Below are 18132 nucleotides of genomic sequence, written 5' to 3' on the forward strand. Positions count from 1 at the left end.
TATAGCGCCCCAAGTTAATATCGTTTTGTGCTTATAAGGTTCAGCGTGATTAACGGCTTAACCACTTGGCCATGGTTTGACGAAACAACAGCGCATCATCACTCTCTTTGCAAGGTGCGCCCTTAGCTTGCATCATTTGTTCAAAGCCACTTAGTTGTGGATCGACGATTAAACAGTTGTCACCGAGCTTAACCAATTGCTGGCCATCATTATAAGTAAATAACACGGCTTTTTCTGGATTGGCACTGGCTTGCTGATGTTGTTTTGCTACCGTTATCCTAGGTTGCAGCTGCTGTTGCTGCCATTGTTGATAGCTCGCGTCAGCGGCTTGTGCTAACGCTTGCTGATTAGGCTGCGCTAATTGCTTTAAACTACGCTCAGCTAAGCTGGACCTTGGCGTAATAGGCAAGGAGTTAATGTCTCTTGAGGCTAACACTGGCTCGTCCTGCCGCGCTTTGCTAACGATTGTAGCACTGACTTGAAGCGGCTTGATGGAATGATTAATGTGGCTAGCTGCAGCCTGTTTTGCTGCGATCTTATCTGCATGAGCCAAAGGTTCCTTTACTGGACGCTCTACTTTCATTTCTGCAACAGGCTCTGGCGATTTAATTGCTGGTTGATAAAGAAAGGTGCTGATCGGCTCGGCTTGTGGCAAAGCAACCGGTTTTTGTAGCGTGGTGTGTAATAACAAAACCAACACGAGGCTGTGCAACAATAATGCCCAAGCAAAGGCTGCTGCATATTCCCGAAATAGCTGTTTTAGTTTAACCATTAAGCAGAGTTCACTCACATAACCAGGTTACTGCTGGCCTCAAGATAAAGTGTTCTGTTTAGATAAGCTCACCGTCGTTTAGTTGCATTAAGTATTTTATAGCACTGTTGTCGCTAGTTAATGAATGGCTAACTATCCAAACCCGCTTAATTGAAGTTCAAAAAAAGCGGCATTTCGCCGCTGTTCATAATAACTAGAGTTGCTTATAGCAATTGCTTTTTTAACTCTTTCGCCGGTTGATACTGCTTGGCGATAGCAGCATCTAACAAGGCTAAACCTTTCGCACGCTGCCCTTCTAATAGTAAGCGGCTGCCTACCCAGGCCATCGCCTCGGCATCTTCTTGCTCTAATAAATACTGCTCCCAGCGCTTATCATAAGCGGCCATAATACGTTGCGCTTCATTACTGCCATTCTTCGCGGCTTTATCCCACCAAAAACGTGCAGAATAACTTTGCGGCATCTTAAAAGAAGCGCTAACCCAGGGCGCACGATGCGCTGAAACATGACTGTACTTCATGATTTGATAAACGTCGTGATCTATCTTGCCTTTTAACTTTAACCCCAACAAATTTTGCACCTGACTACTGGGGTCAATATCGGCATAAATTTGCTCAACAATAGTGCCGTCATCGGCTATTCGCACCACCGCATAACCGACAAAACCACTAAAATCGACTTCCAATTTATTCATCGGTTTAAAAACGGATAAATCTAACTCTGCCGTAATCGGCATATCTCGGTCGATAGAAATGTAGTTACTGTTTTGTATATTAACCAGACGTAACAAATGGCCTAGCATAAATTGATGTTGCGGTGAGCCGATTAACGCGCCTTGCCATAGTTGATGCTGCTGTATTAAATCATCAACTTTTGCAACATTGACACCACCCTCGAGGATAAAATTTAGCTCTGCGCTAAATATATGGCTTTTGCCACTGGCTTCGTATTTCCAACGACTTACCGCTCTAATAGCCTCCCTATCAAACACGTTGTTAGGAAATGAGTCCACCACATTAATGGTTTGCACATTACCTTTGCCATCAACTAAAAAGCGCATAGCCACATAGCCAAACTGCCCCTTTGCCGCCGCTGCCGCGGGGTATTTTGCCTGAACACGCTTCACCGCTTGTGGCGCTTTAGTTTTATCGTTGTCATCGATCGATGTCAACATTGGCACTTTTACTTGTTGCCGGATACGCTGTAATTGTGTGTCAACTAGGGCTAACTGCGACGCGGTTAGGTTTTGCTGTAAACCCGTTACCACATGGGAAATGTTAGGCTTACCTAGCTCTGCTGCCAACATAAAATGCGCCAGACCTAAAATACTGTCTTGCGGTACACCTTCACCGAGGTGATACATCGCGCCCAAATTAAAAATAGCCTCTTCGTTGCCGAAAGGAACCAAACGTTCAAATTCCGTTTTAGCTACCGCATAATCTTGTTTGTCGTATGCCGTCATTGCCGTATTCCAATCAGCTGAAAGGGGCATGCTACATAGCCATGTCAGGAGCAAAATCCATAAGCGCTTCATTGTTAATCCTTGCTATATTGAAAAACACACTTATGCTACACCAAAAGCACTTTAGCGCAACAACAAACACCACATTAAAACATCAGTCGACATTTGACAGCTGCATATTTCTCAAGCGCGAAAAACACGATTTTTCATGCTTAGCCGTCATATAACAGCTAGCGTTGTTTAATGTGCAGCCATTGTTGCAATTTATGCTCAAGAGACATCGCCGCATGTGCCGGGCTAGTTGAAGGAAGGGTTAACAATCGCGGGGGTGTGATGGCTAGCGTTGGCAATACCTGCTTGTTAAAACTTTGCTGTGCTTTGGCACCATTAAAAGCGATCAGTTTTAACTGACCGTGCTCGGCTAAGAAATGATTAAAGTCGTTGGCTTGCTCATGGCGAATGGCGCTGTCTAAACTGCCCTGACGTTGACAATGCGCCAGCACATCCCATAACGCAAAACCATGTTGTCGCAATAAGACTAAGCGCTCGTGATAAGCGAGATTGACAGAGAAACCGCATAACGATGCCATAATGGGCCAAAAGGCGTTACGCGGGTGGGCATAATACTGCTGGCTGGCGAGCGACTGAGCCCCCGGCATACTCCCCAAAATTAACACCTTGGCATCGCGGTTTGTCACCGCGGCCAAGCCTTGCAAAATTACCGACACAGCTCGGGGTTATATTGCCGTACTTTTTGCCACGCCATACTGGCTTGCTCACGATCGCCTTCTTGCTCGGCTAAGTAGGCAAGTACCGCGTAAATATAGCCATTAGAGGGGCTAGAGCGTAGCCAATGCTGCACTTCTTTACGTAACTTTAATACTGAGTTATTTAACGGGATCTGTTTTAAGTAAGGCCAAGCTGCCGGTAAGTCTTCTAAGGTGAGTGCTTGTACTAAACGCTGTTCAGCACGCTCACATTGCCCCGCCTGAGCTTGCGCCCATGCTAAGCCCAACATCGCAGCCGCCGATTTACGCTCTTTTGACGGTAACGCTTGCCAAATTTCAGACTCTTCGCTAAAACCTTGCTGCGCACTCAGTTGGCTCAATGCCGCAGGATAAACGGCATAACGCTGCAACGGCCATTCTGCTTTACCAAACCATTGCTGAGTTAATGATAACGGAATAGTTTGCAGCAACGTTTGCCATTGGCCGGCTTGTTTTAATGCTTGCAGATACAATTGCCCTAAAGCGGGATCGGTTTTCGCAGCATCAAGATGTGCCGCCAATAAACGACATGCTTGCCCAGGTTTATTTTGTTGTAGCATCAAATCAGCTTGCACAAAGGTCGTGCTACTTTCATCGGCCGTTAACGCCGCAGCTAATTCATTTGCATGCTCGCTATTGCCGGCATAAAAACTGGCATAACTGGCCAACATGCGTTTTTCATTCACGTATTGTGGATCTAACAAAGCATGTTGTAACTCTTCGCTGGCCAAAGGCCATTGTTGCCGCGCATACGCTTGCAGACCAATGGCAAAAGATTCTCGCGCTTTGCGTTGGCGCCTACCACGAAAGAAGTTTAGCGAAAATTGCTGCCAATAAGCTAATTTCCGCAACAATATTAAGCATATTTTTAACACTAACACCACAGCGATGACGGCCACAAATAAGCCTAATAAGGTCATTTCAATGGTGTAACCTGCTGCAACAATCTTGATATAACCAGGGTTATTAATGAACACCGGCCCCAGCAACATGGCTAGAATTAAGACTGCTGTTAGGATCAACAGCTTACTCATAATTAGCCTCCGTTATGATACTAAGTTGTCGGTCTAACTGATTGATACTTTGCAGAGTGGGCAATGCGGGCTTTTGCATCGCAGCCGAAGCTAATTCGACAATGCTAGCGCTGGTTTGCTGCACAATAGGATCTTCGGCAGCAAAGTAACGCTGCAATAAATCGGCGGCTTGTTGTAATGCGTGCTGATACACTTCCGGCTCTTGCTGTAAAATTGCCAGCTCCGCAAGCAATAACTGCTGCTGTAAGCTTAAGCGCACCGTAATTTGCTGCTCTGAAGATAAACTGAAAAAATCTTGGGGTTGCGCAGCACGCACATTGAATAATTTACCTGATACTTGCTCCCAATAACTTGACAGATTTTCACGCCAATTGCCTAAATCATCATTCGGTTGATGCGAAGGAATTAAACGTTGCTCTTGCTGTTTTAATGGTAGCTGCATGCTTTGCCGGCGTAATTGACCGAGCTGCAAATATAACGGTGAAAAATCCGTTTTAGGGACTTGTTGCAGCGCAGCCAGATCATCCTTAATTGCTTGTCGAACGATTAACAACAGCACATTATCTAGCTTAGCAAGTTGCTCATCCGCTGCTTGCAACAACCAACGCGCGCTTTGCACATCTTGTTGCAAGACCAAACTTTGACTCGCTCGCTTTAACAAGAAACGTACTTCCATCAATACCCAGTGTTGTGGCGGTGCGCCATCACGCTGTTGCACTTGCTGGCGTAAGCTCTGTATTTGCATTTGCAATTGTTCACGATCTTGCTGCATCGCTTGTTGATACTCTTGCTGCAAGCGTAACTGTTTTTGTTTCTGAACCTCTAACCATTGCTGTTGCTGCTGACTGATCGTCGCTGTCGTTTGCTGCAGTTTTTGTTCAATGGCCTGCTCTGTGAGCTGGCTCTGCTGTTGGAGTGATTGCCATTGTGGCCATAACCAATACCCCCCCGCCACCATAGCGGCGGTTAATGACAACACAAGAAAAATGGCAAACCAAGCCAGACCATTACTTTTGCGCGGCGGTGTATTTGATGATTCCGTGTGGGTCGTATCGGATGCAACCTCAGCGGGTGCTGTCACTTTTTCCGAAACGGTCGCCTGCCCTTGCTCACTCATAGAATGTTCCTCTTAAACTGCGTCACCGCTTCTAACAAGGCATCGTCATTGGCGCTGCTTGCTAGATGAATATGCTGTAGTGGGATCCCTAGCGCCAGCGCACTGTCGCGTGCCCGTGGGCTAACTAGGATCCAATGTTGTTGAGCAAGCCAAGCATGCTGCTCTGTGGGCACTAACCCAAAAATGCGCTGCAAAATTTCATTACTCGTGGCTACGATACACTGCACGCCCTGCTGTTGCCATTGCTGCTTCAGCTGAGCACCATCTAACGGCAATGGCAAACGGCTATAGCTTTGCACATAACGCACCGTGGCACCACGTTGCGCCAAGATTTGTTTAATCAGTTCACGACCGCCATTACCTCGCACCACCACCACTTGTTGCTCTGCAACGCTGTTCAACTCTGGTAGTGCTAACAAGCCTTCACTGCGCTGATCTTCTGGGATGATCACCTGACGCCCAGTCCAACGTTGCAAAGCGGCACCGGTGGTGGCACCGACAGCAAATAAGCGCCCCGGCAATTGTTTCACTGTAACTTGTTGCTCTAGGGTGTTCACCGCACTGATGCTGACAAAAATTAAGCTATCCGCTTGTTCTAGCCAGCGAATATCTTTCGGTTTTAATTGCACCATTTGTGTAGTAATCACCGGCTGATACAGATAGGGAATACCGTAGCTGTCTAATGATTCCAGTAAATGGTCTGCTTTGCCAGCAGGGCGCGTAATTAAGAACATAGTAAGCGCTAACTTTGCTGATAAACAGCAGCGAGGATCTCTCCGGCGCCTGCTGCCAACAATTGTTCAGCCAATTGCTGACCTAATTGCTCTGCAGCATCGATGCTACCGCGAACGTCATCACGAATAATCTGCTGACCATCCAGTGAGCCAACTAAACCTCGCAGCCACAGTTGTTCACCTTCTAAAATAGCAAAAGCACCAATAGGCACCTGACAACCCCCTTGTAGCGCGCGATTCATTGCTCGCTCAGCCAACACACATTGCCGCGTTAGACTGTGCTCTAAAGGGGCTAACAGGGCTTGTACCTGAGCATCATCACTACGACACTCGATACCCACTGCTCCTTGACCGTTGGCTGGCAAACTGCTGTCGACGGTTAAATAACTGGCGATACGCTCAGCAAAACCTAAACGTATCAGCCCTGCCGCAGCCAAAATAATCGCTGCAAATTCCCCGTTATCAAGTTTCTTGAGCCGAGTATTAACATTACCGCGTAAATCACGCACTTGTAAGTCAGGCCGTAAGGCTTTTATTTGGCATTGCCGACGTAAACTCGAAGTGCCCACAACAGCGCCTTGTGGCAATTCAGCTAAACTACGGAACTGGTTAGAAACAAAGGCATCACGCGGATCTTCGCGTAAGCAAATTGTTTGTAACTGTAAGCCCTCAGGAAACGCTACCGGCACATCTTTCATACTGTGTACGGCAATATCGGCTCGGTCTTCCAATATGGCGGTTTCTAACTCTTTAACAAACAGACCTTTACCGCCAATCTTCGCCAGCGGCGTATCTAAAATTTTATCGCCTTGCGTCGACATCGGAACTAATTCAACATCTAAATCAGCATGATATTTCAGCAACTCGGCTTTCACAAATTCGGCTTGCCAAAGTGCCAAGGCACTTTTGCGTGTCGCAATACGGATTTTGGCCATGCTTATACCTCTGCCTTATTGATCAGGCGACTTTGAATAAAGCGGCTGATTTCATCCACTTCTTGCGCACAAACACTGTGCGGCATCCGATAATCGCGCCAGCTGACGTTAAAGCCAGCAGCTTTATAGGTATTGTAAGCCTGCTGACCAGCAGCCATTGGCACAACAGAGTCTTGAGTACCGTGTGCGATAAATACCGGCGTATTTTTGTTGTGGCTCAACTGCTCTGCGCTCAGCTTATCGGGGCAAGCCATGTAGGTAGATAACGCCATAAAACCCGCCAACTTATAAGGCAAACGCGGTAATAAGTGCAGTGCAATCACACCGCCCTGACTAAAGCCCGCCAGCATAATGCGTTCACTCGGGACACCTGAGCTGATTAATTTATCGAGCAATGCCGTGACCGCGATAGCTGATTGCCTTACGCCAGCTTCATCTGCGCGATTGGTCAAATCCATGGTTTTAATATCGTACCAAGCCCGCATCCGCATACCGCCATTTATCGTTACCGGAATTTCAGGAGCATGTGGAAATATAAAACGAACACCGGCATTCGCAGGTAAACGCAACTCCGGTACTATCGGTGCAAAACCGTGACCAGAATCGCCTAAACCATGTAGCCAAACTACAACGGCTTGAGCCGTGCCTTGTGCCGGTACATCAACAAAAGGAAGTAATGCCATGTTATTGCGGCCCCAACACAACTGTTGCACCCGCTTGTTTAGAAGCGGCCTCGTTAACTAACTGCCAGAATTCAATACCGGTACGATTATCAATCCATTGGCCATCGCGCCATTCAAAGTGATGGCCGTTAAACTTAGTTGCTACCCATAGCTGGTGTAGTGGCGGTTGTTTGTTAATGATGATTTTACTTTTGTCGGGAAACTCAATACTCAACAAACCACCATTCGACTCATAATCCAGATCAAGGTCCTGTTGCTCGATGCCATCTTCTACCGCTAACAACATTTGGTCAGCTAATTCATCATATTCTAGGTCATTCATCTGCTTCACCTGTTTGCTTTTACTGCTAAGGATGCGATTATAGAGCGTCAATTAATTAATGAAATAAAAACCATGTACGCTCAGCGAATTTCACGCCCGTTACGCCTGCTATTTAGCGGACTATTATGCGCTGCTCTGCTTACGGCTTGCGGCCAGAAAGGCCCACTTACCTTACCACAGGCCGAGCCAGAAGTGGCAGAGCCCGCATCGCAAAAGATATCAACACAATCTGAAGAACAAGGGTGACGAGATTGGATTACTTTAATTATCAGGGTGATACCTTATTTGCAGAGCAAGTTGCTCTGTCAGAAATTGCGGCCAATTATGGCACACCAACCTATGTCTATTCTAAAGCCACCATTGAACGGCATTATCATGCCTTTGCCGATGCCGCCGCGCAGCATCCGCACAGTCTCGTTTGTTATGCTGTAAAAGCCAACAGCAACTTAGCCGTGTTAAATATACTGGCTCGACTCGGTAGTGGTTTTGATTTAGTTTCTGCCGGTGAGTTACGTCGAGTCATTGCTGCCGGTGGTGATCCAGCCAAAGTGGTCTTTTCTGGCGTAGGTAAAACCGCTGAAGAAATGCACTTTGCGTTACAACTCGGTATTAAATGCTTTAATGTTGAATCAGTGAGTGAATTACACCGCTTACAAGAGGTGGCAAAGTCGCTGAATAAAAAAGCCCCGGTATCGCTGCGCGTTAATCCCGATATCGATGCGAAAACGCACCCTTATATTTCGACCGGTTTAAAAGCGAACAAATTTGGTATCGATATTTTATTAGCCGCAGAGATTTATCGTGATGCCAAGCAACTAAGCCATATCGAGTTGGTTGGCGTAGATTGTCATATCGGCTCTCAACTCACTGAAACACAGCCATTCTTAGATGCCTTAGAAAAACTGCTGGCGCTGATCACTCAACTTCGTGCCGATGGTATCGCATTAAAGCATATCGATATTGGTGGTGGCTTAGGAGTAACTTATGACCAAGAACAACCGCCGCAACCTTCAGACTATATTAAAAAAGTGGTCGAGCGCTTAAAAGACTATCCTGAGTTAGAACTGATTATGGAACCTGGCCGGGCCATCACTGCAAACGCAGGGGTGTTACTGACGAAGGTTGAGTTCTTAAAACCAGGACAAGAAAAGCACTTTGCCATCGTTGATGCGGCGATGAACGACTTAATTCGCCCCGCTTTGTATAGTGCTTGGATGAACATTGTACCGGTAGTCATACAGCAAAACCTGACACCACAAACTTATGATGTGGTGGGCCCGGTCTGTGAAACAGGCGACTTTTTAGGTAAAGACAGGCTGCTTGCCATTCGTGAAGGCGATTTATTAGCCGTGCGCTCTGCGGGGGCTTACGGTTTTACCATGAGCTCGAATTATAATAGCCGCCCGCGAGCTGCTGAAATCATGGTGGATGGCGCACGCAGCCACCTGATCCGTGCCCGTGAACAATGGCAAGATTTATGGCGTGGCGAACAATTGCTCGCAGACTAAGCATTTAGGGCTCATATGTTACTTAATTTCACCAAGATGCACGGTTTAGGCAACGACTTTATTATGATTGACGCAGTCAGTCAGAATGTCTTTTTAACCAAAGAGCAGATCAAAAAATTAGCCGACCGTAACTTTGGCATCGGCTTTGATCAGCTACTCATGGTTGAGCCGCCTTACGATCCGGATCTGGATTTTCATTATCGGATTTTTAATGCTGATGGATCAGAAGTCGAACAATGCGGCAATGGCGCCCGCTGCTTTGCTAAATTTGTGCGCTATCGTGGTTTAACCAATAAAACTAAGATCAACGTCAGTACCAAATCAGGCAAAATCACCTTGTATGTGGAACAAGACGGTCAAGTCACGGTGAATATGGGGATCCCACAACTTGAACCGGCCAAAGTGCCGTTTAAAGCCCAAAAACAAGAAGCGACCTACATTATGCTGACAGAGCAACAAACCGTATTTTGCGGTGTCGCTTCAATGGGCAACCCGCATGCGGTGCTTGATGTGCCTGATGTTGCCACAGCCGATGTACACACGCTGGGGCCACAACTGGAAACGCATGAGCGTTTTCCAGAAAAAGCCAATATTGGCTTTATGGAAGTGCTAAACCAACACCATATTAAGTTGCGAGTGTGGGAGCGCGGCGCTGGTGAAACCTTAGCCTGTGGCACAGGCGCTTGTGCTGCGGTAGTAGTAGGCCAACTTCAAAAGAAACTGGGGCAACAGGTTCGCGTTGACTTACCTGGTGGCAGCCTACAAATTCGTTGGAACGGACCGGGTACACCGGTAAAAATGACCGGCCCCGCAGAACATGTATTTGATGGACAATTATCCTTATGACAGACAGCCTGATCCAGAAAAAAGAGCTGCTCGCCGCTTCTGTGGTGCTCGATTACTTACAACAGCACCCTGATTTTTTTCAGCACTATCCTGATTTACTGCCGCAATTGCGTTTACCGCATCAACAACGCGGAACAGTGTCATTAGTCGAGCGACAACTTGAATTACAACGTGAAAAAATTCATCTCCTTGAAGAAGATATAACACGTTTAATGTCGGTAGCACGGCAAAACGAACATATCTTCATCGCTCTTAATGCCTTGCATATCGCTATTCACCAAGCAACGAGCTTTAAACAACTGACCGCAGCGTTACAGCAATTTGCTGATACCATGCCCTTAGTAAAGCATTGTCGTTTGTTAGGTTTAGAAAATGGCCAACAAGATTTAGCCCCCTATGAACTGTTATTAAGCCGCCGCTTGCAGCAACAGTCGGTTTATTTAGGCCGTTTAAATAAAGAAGAGCAACAAGGCATTTTTCCTGCGAAAGTGCATTCGGTAGCCCTACTTCGCATTGACCATGCCAATGAGCCATTGGCTATTTTGGCGTTTGGTAGTGAGCAAGATGAGCACTTTCAACCGGGTATGGATGTGTTGTTTTTAAGCCACTTGGTTACCTTGTTAGCCTTGGTGTTACCGCCTTATGTCAAAAGCTGAGCTACCGCTGCACTGGTCTGAGCCGGTGCAGCAGTTTTTAAGCTATTTAAGGCTGGAACGCGGTTACAGCAAACAGACGTTACAAACCTATCAGCAGCAACTTAGCAAACTCGCGTATGCCTTACAGCCTGCACATGAAAGTTGGTTTAAATTAAGCCAAGCGCATATCCAACAGCAATTGCTGCAATTTCGCAAAGCAGGGCTCAGTGCCCGTAGCTTGGCACTTAGCGCGTCGTCTTTACGTAGCTTTTATCGCTGGGCACAACAAGCCCATTTAACCCGCGAGAATCCGGCGCTATCTTTAAAATTACCCAAAGCTAGCAAAACCTTACCGAAACAACTCGAAATTGAACAACTCAGTCAATTGCTCAGTTTTAATAGCTCTGAAGATATTTTGGCGTGCCGCGATAAAGCCATGCTGGAGTTGTTTTACTCTTCCGGTTTACGTTTAGCCGAATTAGTGGCGATTAATCTGAACGACTTAAATCAGGGTGAAGCCTTAATTCGTGTTACCGGTAAGGGTAATAAGCAACGCCAAATTCCGGTTGGTTCGTTAGCACTTCGTGCGTTGCAGGCTTGGTTAAACATGCGCCCGTCGCTTCTCTCCGACAGCACTGCCGAACAAGACCGCAATGCACTTTTTTTAAGTATTGAGCATCAACGTATTTCTCCAAGGCAAGTGCGCGAGCGCGTGCTGCATTGGGCTAAACAGCAAGGCTTAGGCCAACATTTACACCCGCATATGCTACGCCATTCATTTGCCAGCCATTTATTGCAATCCAGTGGTGACCTTCGCGGCGTACAAGAGCTATTGGGCCATGCCAATCTCAGCACCACCCAGGTGTATACTCACCTCGATTTTCAGCATCTGGCCAAGGTTTATGATAGCGCCCATCCAAGGGCCAGGAAGAAATAATGCAATTATTTAAAGCCTTACAACCTATTTCGGTATTGTCTTTCGATTTGGACGATACCCTGTACGACAACAAACCAGTGATCGCCGCCGCTGAAGCCGCTATGTTGCAAAGCCTGCATATGCATGCCCCTCTGACAAAAAATACCCACAGTGATTTTTGGTGGCAGCAACGCCGTTTATTAGCGAAAAACAACCCCGACATTCGCCACGATATTGGCCGCTGGCGCTTACTGGGTGTTGAGGCAGGTTTAGTGACATTAGGCTTAACATCTTGCGAAGCAGGCGAAATTGCCGAGTTAGCATATCAAGCGTTTTGGGATGCACGTACGACCATTAGCGTGTTACCTGAAGTAACAGAACTGCTGGTAAGTCTAGCCAGCCGTTATCAACTGATTGCCATCACTAACGGTAATGCCTGTATCAAAAAAATGGGGCTTGGCGACTTATTTGAATTTAGCTTGCAAGCCGGCCCTGATGGCCGCATGAAGCCTTATGCCGATCTCTTTTTAGTTGCAGCTCAACGTTTAGCTGTGCAACCCAGTGCTATATTGCATATTGGTGATAGCCATCGCGCTGATGTGATGGGCGCCCTAAATGCGGGTTGCCAGGCGGCGTGGCTTGACCATTACCAAACGCCGGTGTCAATTTTACCCCACTTGCACTTTAACCAATTACAGCAACTGCGCGACCTAATATAACTGGTTATTTATACACTAATACCACGCGTATGACTTGGCGCTTAGACCAAGGCTGTTATAATGGCTAAAAATAGCGAATCGAGAGCGACGAATGGATGTTTCTTACCTGCTGGACGGGCTAAACGATAAACAACGCGATGCCGTGGCGGCACCGCCACAACATATGCTGGTACTTGCTGGCGCCGGTAGTGGTAAAACCCGGGTGCTGGTGCATCGTTTAGCCTGGTTAATGCAGGTAGAGAGAGTGGCCCCTTACAGCTTGCTCGCTGTTACCTTTACCAATAAAGCCTCGCAAGAAATGCGTGGTCGGATTGAGAGCACCATTGGCGTTAGCTTAAATAACTTATGGATGGGGACCTTCCACGGTTTATCTCATCGTATGTTGCGCGCGCATTATCAAGAAGCTAACTTGCCACAAAGCTTTCAAATCATTGACTCTGATGATCAGCATCGCTTAGTCAAACGTGTATTAAAAGCACTGAATCTGGATGAAAAGCATTGGCCTGCCAAACAAATTCAATGGTTTATCAATGCCCGCAAAGACGAAGGGCAACGCCCAGGCATGATTGATGCCGGTGCTGATTTTAGCTTACAACAAATGGTTAAAATTTATGCGGCTTACCAAGATATGTGTGACCGTGCTGGCTTAGTCGACTTTGCCGAAATTTTACTACGCAGTTTTGAATTATTGAAAACACATGATGCCGTCAGAAACCACTACCAACAACGTTTTCGGCATATTCTGGTTGATGAGTTTCAAGACACCAATGCTATTCAATATAACTGGTTACGCCTACTGGCCGGCAGCAGTGCCAAGGTGATGATCGTAGGTGACGATGACCAATCTATCTATGGTTGGCGCGGCGCAAAAGTTGAAAATATTCAGCAATTTTTAAAAGACTTTGCTGGTGCCGATACGATCCGCCTTGAACAAAACTATCGTTCTACTGCCACTATCCTTAAAGCGGCCAACGCAGTGATCAGTAATAACAGTGGTCGACTCGGTAAAGATCTATGGACCGACGGCAGTGAAGGCGAAACCATTTCTTCTTACAACGCTTTTAATGAACTCGACGAAGCGCGCTTTATTGTCAGTCGCATTCGCGATTGGCATAACAAAGGTAATCCACTTACCGAAAGCGCTATCTTATATCGTAATAACGCGCAATCGCGGGTATTAGAAGAAGCCTTAATCCAAGAAGGATTACACTATCGGATATACGGTGGCTTACGCTTCTATGAACGACAAGAAATCAAAGACGCTTTAGCCTATCTGCGCTTATTGAATAATCGGCAAGATGATGCGGCGATGGAACGGGTAATTAACACTCCGGCGCGGGGCATCGGTGAAACCACCATGAACAAGGTACGCCAGCAGGCTCGTGCTAACCAACAGACCTTATGGCAAGCCCTTGAGCAAATGCTCGCAGAAAAACAACTCAGTGGCCGAGCAGCGAATGCGATTGAGCAGTTTATGCAGTTGATCACGCAATTAGATACCGATCTTAACGAGCTACCGTTACACGAACAAGCCGAGCAAGTGATTAAGCAGTCGGGATTATATGCAATGTATCAAGCCGAGAAAGGGGAAAAAGCCCAAACTCGGATAGAAAACTTAAATGAATTGGTTACCGCCTGTCAGAACTTCGACAGTGTGCTGCAAGAAGAAATGACCCCGTTAGCAGCCTTCTTATCACAAGCCGCGCTCGAAGCAGGTGAATACCAAGCAGAAGAACATTCTGATGCCGTACAATTGATGACCTTACATTCCGCTAAAGGCTTAGAGTTTCCGTTAGTATTTATGTGTGGTTTAGAAGAAGGTATGTTTCCAAGCCAGCAAAGTGGTGATGATCCAACACGGTTAGAAGAGGAACGTCGTCTCTGTTATGTCGGCATGACGCGAGCAATGCAAAAACTGTATTTATGCCATGCGCAAAGCCGTCGTTTATACGGTCAAGAGCAATACCCAAAACCCTCACGTTTTTTACGCGAAATCCCGGATGATTGTGTTGAAGAGATCCGTTTAACCACGCAAGTCAGTCGCCCAGCACAGCTCAACCGATACAGTCATGCCGCCAGCCATAGCGCTTTTGAAAATACTGGCTTTAAACTGGGTCAACGCGTGTTACACGAAAAGTTTGGCGAAGGCACGGTGTTAAATTATGAAGGTAGCGGCCCACAGTCACGTATTCAAGTGAACTTTGACCAGTTAGGTAGCAAATGGTTAATGACTGCTTATGCACGACTCGAGGCGGTTTAACAAATGCTTGCTGCACTGCAACAAGCGTTAGCTAAGGCGGCAGCTTGCCGCATTCGCCTACCGGTTATTTTGCAAGGTGATGAAAAGTCGTTACTGGCTCAAGCACAACATTTGTTAATGGCACTACAACCTGCGCATAGTTGGTGGCTAGGCGCAAATACACCAGCGCAATGCCAGAACATCGGACAATACAAAGCGCATCAACTATTGGGAATTGAGTGTGACTGCTTAATTATTAATGCCTTTAGTGGTTTTGATGCCGACAAAATTGCGGCCAGTGCGGGTGCGCTCACCGCAGGCGGACTCTGGTTATTATTAGCACCTGAGTCATTACAATGGCAGCAACTCGCTAACCCAGCACATCATCGTTTACGCTCTTACCCAACCCCCACTGATTACCCTGGTTACTTCATTGCGTTTTGGCTTGGGCAATTACAACAAGCTAATGTTTTGCGCGGCAACGCCACAACACTTTTTAATAACTTAACTTGGCCTAAGGCAGAGGCAACCTCCGCAACATTAGACGTTACCATGCCTTATAAAACGTCTGAACAAGCTACCGCAGTTAGCGCTATTTTAAACGTCGTATCAGGCCATCGGCGCAGGCCATTATTATTACTTGCCGATCGCGGCTGTGGTAAATCAGCAGCATTAGGTATTGCCGCCGCACACTTAGCCCTATCAGGGAAAAAGCACATACTGATCACCGCACCGGCAAAGGCACAAGCGGCAGTCGCCTTAGCACATTTTGCGCAACTTACCGAACATGAGGCTTCTGCTTCATCAGCACTGCGCTTTGTTGCTGTAGATGAGTTATTAGCTTCACAACCCGAAGCCGAATTATTATTGATCGACGAAGCAGCAGCAATACCCACGCCCTTACTACAACAATTACTAAACCATTATAGTCGTATCGTCTTTGCTAGTACCGAGCATGGTTACGAAGGCACCGGCCGCGGTTTTCAATTACGTTTTCAACCTTATTTGACGAAACGCTGCCCGAATTGGCGATTATTACGTTTAACTCAACCTATCCGTTATCAAGCACAAGATCCGCTAGAACAAATTATTAGATCAAGCTTTCTTTTAAAGCAGACAGATGAGACTGCCGTGACGCTCACTGCTGAAAGCCTTGAACTCAAACATTATCACGCCAGCGACTGGCTAGCGGAACCGAAGAAACTACAACAAGTCTTTGGTTTGTTGAGCTTTGCGCATTATCAAACGCAGGTAAAAGATCTGGCAGCACTGCTAGATAACCCAGCATTGAGTGTTTATACCCTTGAACAAGATAAACAATTACTGGCCTGTGCCCTGATCAGCCAAGAGGGAGAGATCGATGACGCGCTAAGCCAAGCAATCTATCAAGGAGAGCGCCGGATCCAAGGACATTTATTAGCACAAAATCTGGCTTTTCATTTGGCCAGCCCGGCATTAGCCACCGTTAAATTGGCGCGCATTATGCGTATTGCGGTGCCACCTCATTTGCAACGACAGCAATTAGGAAGTCAGTTGCTAACTCGATTAGAAAAGCCATTGCAGCAACAAGGCTATCATTATGTTGGCAGTAGCTTTGCTGCTTCCGCTGATTTAGTGCGTTTTTGGCAAAAAGCGGGCTTTGCGGCTATTCGACTCGGCATGCAGCTTGATAAAGCGAGTGCGGAGCCTTCACTGGTTATGCTAAAAGCATTATCGGCAGAAAATGTATCAAAGGTTCAGCAGCTAAAACTAGAATTTGCTTCGCGCCTTTATCAAGAATTACCAGACTACCCAAGCAATATAGCGAGTGATTTGCTTTTGCAACTTATTCAGCCAACTCAACACGCCATGACGCTCCTTACTCTTACCAATCTGCAATTATTTAGTGCAGATCAACGCCCCTTTGAACTCGTGATTAGTGAGTTACTACAATGGTTTAATCAATACGCAGTCGTATTATCAAAGCTGCAGCAGCAAGTATTCATTGCTAAACTTTGGCAAAAACAAAGCTGGGCAGTGGTTTGCCAACGGTTTTCACTCTCAGGCAAAGCTTGCGCTATTAAACTGATGCAACAAGCAATAATACAGCACATAGATTCAGCCTAAACTATTGTCATTACATTATTAATGCTAAAGTAAGACCTTATTTTCGGAGACGTTATGTTTAGCTTATTTTCATTATTGCTCAGTAGTACAGCACCCACTCTTGATCATCTTACGTTGTCTGAGCGAAACTTATTACAAACAGCTATCCATACCCAAACCAGTTATAACGTTATTGCTGATCAGTATGCTCAATGCCAACAAATCAAAGACTATCAAATATTGGGTTTGCCTGAGAAACGAGAATTAACCAGCATCATTGAAGCCACTTTAAATATTCCTTATCAAGATTTTCTATTTGCAATTAACCACGCTAAAGCTTGGCAAAGTTTAAAACCTCGCGAACCCATGCCATTAGTTGATTGTAGTAAAACCATGGTATATCAAGATTATCTTGATCAATATGCCCTACAACGTTTTGCATTAGAGATTGCAGAACCTATTACAAAACCCTTGCTGACCAACCCTGTAAATAGTCAACAACAAGAGAGCACCGCTTTACTGCAAAGTTATGCCCAACGCAGTAGCACCATAGCTATTGTCAACATTACAGATAGACAAACACTTACCGCTATAGAACAAGCCAACTTTTTACATTTAGACTATACCAGTCGCTATATCTATCGAATTACCCAAGGCTGGAAAAACGTGCCACCGTTATACATGGGCATGCACATTCAAATAAACGAAGCTGATTTAAATAAGTTTGAAGGCGATTGGCTGATTTTTCTTGACGCACAAAAGCAATATATCGCTGCTCGCCCAGTAGAAGATGTCGCAGATTTCATCAATAGCCTTGGCAAGACAGAATGGCAAGTTGATAGTAACGGTAACTTGCAACGCCCTTAATTAATCTGAAATATACTTACTGTTTTACGCATTTATTATATAAATAATGACACGTTTATATTTTATTAATAACAGCTCAGCTTTACAGAGCCATTTTTATTAATGAGATAACTGTGTAGCCAAAAGCTGTGATTCTGATGATATTACAGGCATGTTAACAAATCAGGATATTCTAAAAGCTCTCATCTGTATTTAATCAAGTAAAACAACGCTCAAATCTGCTATAGCAATATCATTCAATCAAGACGTTATGAGTTGAAAGGAACCATTGAAATAACGGAAAGGATGCTTCGCTTATTACAACACAGTTGGTCTACAAGGTTTAGCAGGCTTACATTATCGAAAGATCCTCAGTGATCAGCAATTCGATTTATTAAACCGCTGACAATGCACTGGGCCATCAAGCATTGAAAACGCTACTCTAACAAATAAAGAAAATCACTATGAGGCTATTGGTGAGGCAGTGGCAATGGTTTGAAGCGTTTTATCAATG

At 45.9% G+C, this 18132-nt stretch carries 18 protein-coding genes; 9 read left to right on the top strand and 9 right to left on the bottom strand.

Going from position 1 to position 18132, the window contains the following annotated elements; translation table 11 throughout:
• Window positions 1–49 precede the first annotated feature (49 nt).
• The 9 genes from ORJ01_RS14540 to cyaY form a co-directional block, all read right to left on the bottom strand.
• Window positions 50–772, bottom strand: coding sequence for a hypothetical protein (locus ORJ01_RS14540; RefSeq protein ID WP_306178647.1), 723 nt, complete (start codon window positions 770–772; stop codon window positions 50–52).
• Window positions 773–975: 203 nt separating this feature from the next.
• Window positions 976–2262 carry a TonB family protein gene (locus ORJ01_RS14545; protein WP_306178648.1) on the bottom strand — a complete coding sequence of 429 codons (1287 nt, stop codon included), beginning with the start codon at window positions 2260–2262 and terminating at the stop codon, window positions 976–978.
• Between the two features lie 200 nt (window positions 2263–2462).
• A complete protein-coding gene (locus tag ORJ01_RS14550; RefSeq protein WP_306178649.1) occupies window positions 2463–2960 on the bottom strand; it encodes a DNA-deoxyinosine glycosylase in 498 nt (165 codons plus the stop codon).
• Window positions 2951–4033 (bottom strand): heme biosynthesis protein HemY, encoded by a 1083-nt coding sequence (locus ORJ01_RS14555; protein ID WP_226751427.1) that lies wholly within the window; start codon window positions 4031–4033, stop codon window positions 2951–2953. The genes ORJ01_RS14550 and ORJ01_RS14555 overlap by 10 nt, the downstream gene beginning before the upstream one ends.
• Window positions 4026–5150: a uroporphyrinogen-III C-methyltransferase gene (locus tag ORJ01_RS14560; protein ID WP_306178650.1), complete on the bottom strand. Its 1125-nt coding sequence runs from the start codon at window positions 5148–5150 to the stop codon at window positions 4026–4028. Before ORJ01_RS14560 ends, ORJ01_RS14555 begins: the two co-directional genes overlap by 8 nt.
• Window positions 5147–5884: a uroporphyrinogen-III synthase gene (locus tag ORJ01_RS14565; protein WP_306178651.1), complete on the bottom strand. Its 738-nt coding sequence runs from the start codon at window positions 5882–5884 to the stop codon at window positions 5147–5149. Before ORJ01_RS14565 ends, ORJ01_RS14560 begins: the two co-directional genes overlap by 4 nt.
• An 8-nt stretch (window positions 5885–5892) precedes the next feature.
• Entirely contained in the window at window positions 5893–6819 is a 927-nt protein-coding gene (gene hemC / locus ORJ01_RS14570) for a hydroxymethylbilane synthase (protein ID WP_226751430.1), read from the bottom strand.
• A 2-nt stretch (window positions 6820–6821) separates the two neighbouring features.
• The gene (locus ORJ01_RS14575) at window positions 6822–7502 is read right to left on the bottom strand and encodes an alpha/beta hydrolase (RefSeq protein WP_306178652.1); all 681 of its coding nucleotides are present in this window, start codon (window positions 7500–7502) and stop codon (window positions 6822–6824) included.
• Window position 7503: 1 nt separating this feature from the next.
• Window positions 7504–7824 carry an iron donor protein CyaY gene (gene cyaY / locus ORJ01_RS14580; protein ID WP_226751432.1) on the bottom strand — a complete coding sequence of 107 codons (321 nt, stop codon included), beginning with the start codon at window positions 7822–7824 and terminating at the stop codon, window positions 7504–7506.
• A 72-nt stretch (window positions 7825–7896) separates the two neighbouring features.
• Here cyaY and ORJ01_RS14585 point away from each other — a divergent pair, with 72 nt between their 5' ends.
• The 9 genes from ORJ01_RS14585 (at window position 7897) to ORJ01_RS14625 (ending at window position 17639) form a co-directional block, all read left to right on the top strand.
• On the top strand, window positions 7897–8070 hold the full coding sequence (locus ORJ01_RS14585) for a lipoprotein (protein WP_226751433.1): 174 nt from the start codon (window positions 7897–7899) through the stop codon (window positions 8068–8070).
• A gap of 5 nt (window positions 8071–8075) precedes the next feature.
• Window positions 8076–9332 carry a diaminopimelate decarboxylase gene (gene lysA / locus ORJ01_RS14590; RefSeq protein ID WP_226751434.1) on the top strand — a complete coding sequence of 419 codons (1257 nt, stop codon included), beginning with the start codon at window positions 8076–8078 and terminating at the stop codon, window positions 9330–9332.
• A 15-nt stretch (window positions 9333–9347) separates the two neighbouring features.
• Window positions 9348–10178: a diaminopimelate epimerase gene (gene dapF / locus ORJ01_RS14595; protein ID WP_226751435.1), complete on the top strand. Its 831-nt coding sequence runs from the start codon at window positions 9348–9350 to the stop codon at window positions 10176–10178.
• Window positions 10175–10834: a DUF484 family protein gene (locus tag ORJ01_RS14600; RefSeq protein WP_306178653.1), complete on the top strand. Its 660-nt coding sequence runs from the start codon at window positions 10175–10177 to the stop codon at window positions 10832–10834. Before dapF ends, ORJ01_RS14600 begins: the two co-directional genes overlap by 4 nt.
• A complete protein-coding gene (gene xerC / locus ORJ01_RS14605; protein ID WP_306178654.1) occupies window positions 10821–11750 on the top strand; it encodes a tyrosine recombinase XerC in 930 nt (309 codons plus the stop codon). The genes ORJ01_RS14600 and xerC overlap by 14 nt, the downstream gene beginning before the upstream one ends.
• The gene (locus ORJ01_RS14610; RefSeq protein ID WP_306178655.1) at window positions 11750–12448 is read left to right on the top strand and encodes an HAD-IA family hydrolase; all 699 of its coding nucleotides are present in this window, start codon (window positions 11750–11752) and stop codon (window positions 12446–12448) included. Before xerC ends, ORJ01_RS14610 begins: the two co-directional genes overlap by 1 nt.
• Before the next feature lie 91 nt (window positions 12449–12539).
• Window positions 12540–14708, top strand: a complete 2169-nt coding sequence (gene uvrD, locus ORJ01_RS14615) for a DNA helicase II (RefSeq protein WP_306178657.1) — start codon at window positions 12540–12542, stop codon at window positions 14706–14708.
• 3 nt (window positions 14709–14711) lie between these two features.
• A complete protein-coding gene (locus ORJ01_RS14620; protein ID WP_306178658.1) occupies window positions 14712–16793 on the top strand; it encodes a GNAT family N-acetyltransferase in 2082 nt (693 codons plus the stop codon).
• 54 nt (window positions 16794–16847) lie between these two features.
• The gene (locus tag ORJ01_RS14625; RefSeq protein ID WP_306178659.1) at window positions 16848–17639 is read left to right on the top strand and encodes a hypothetical protein; all 792 of its coding nucleotides are present in this window, start codon (window positions 16848–16850) and stop codon (window positions 17637–17639) included.
• The last annotated feature ends 493 nt before the right edge of the window (window positions 17640–18132 follow it).

Origin of the sequence: Alishewanella sp. SMS8 (assembly GCF_030737935.1) — a bacterium.
Taxonomy (GTDB): Bacteria; Pseudomonadota; Gammaproteobacteria; order Enterobacterales; family Alteromonadaceae; genus Alishewanella; species Alishewanella maricola.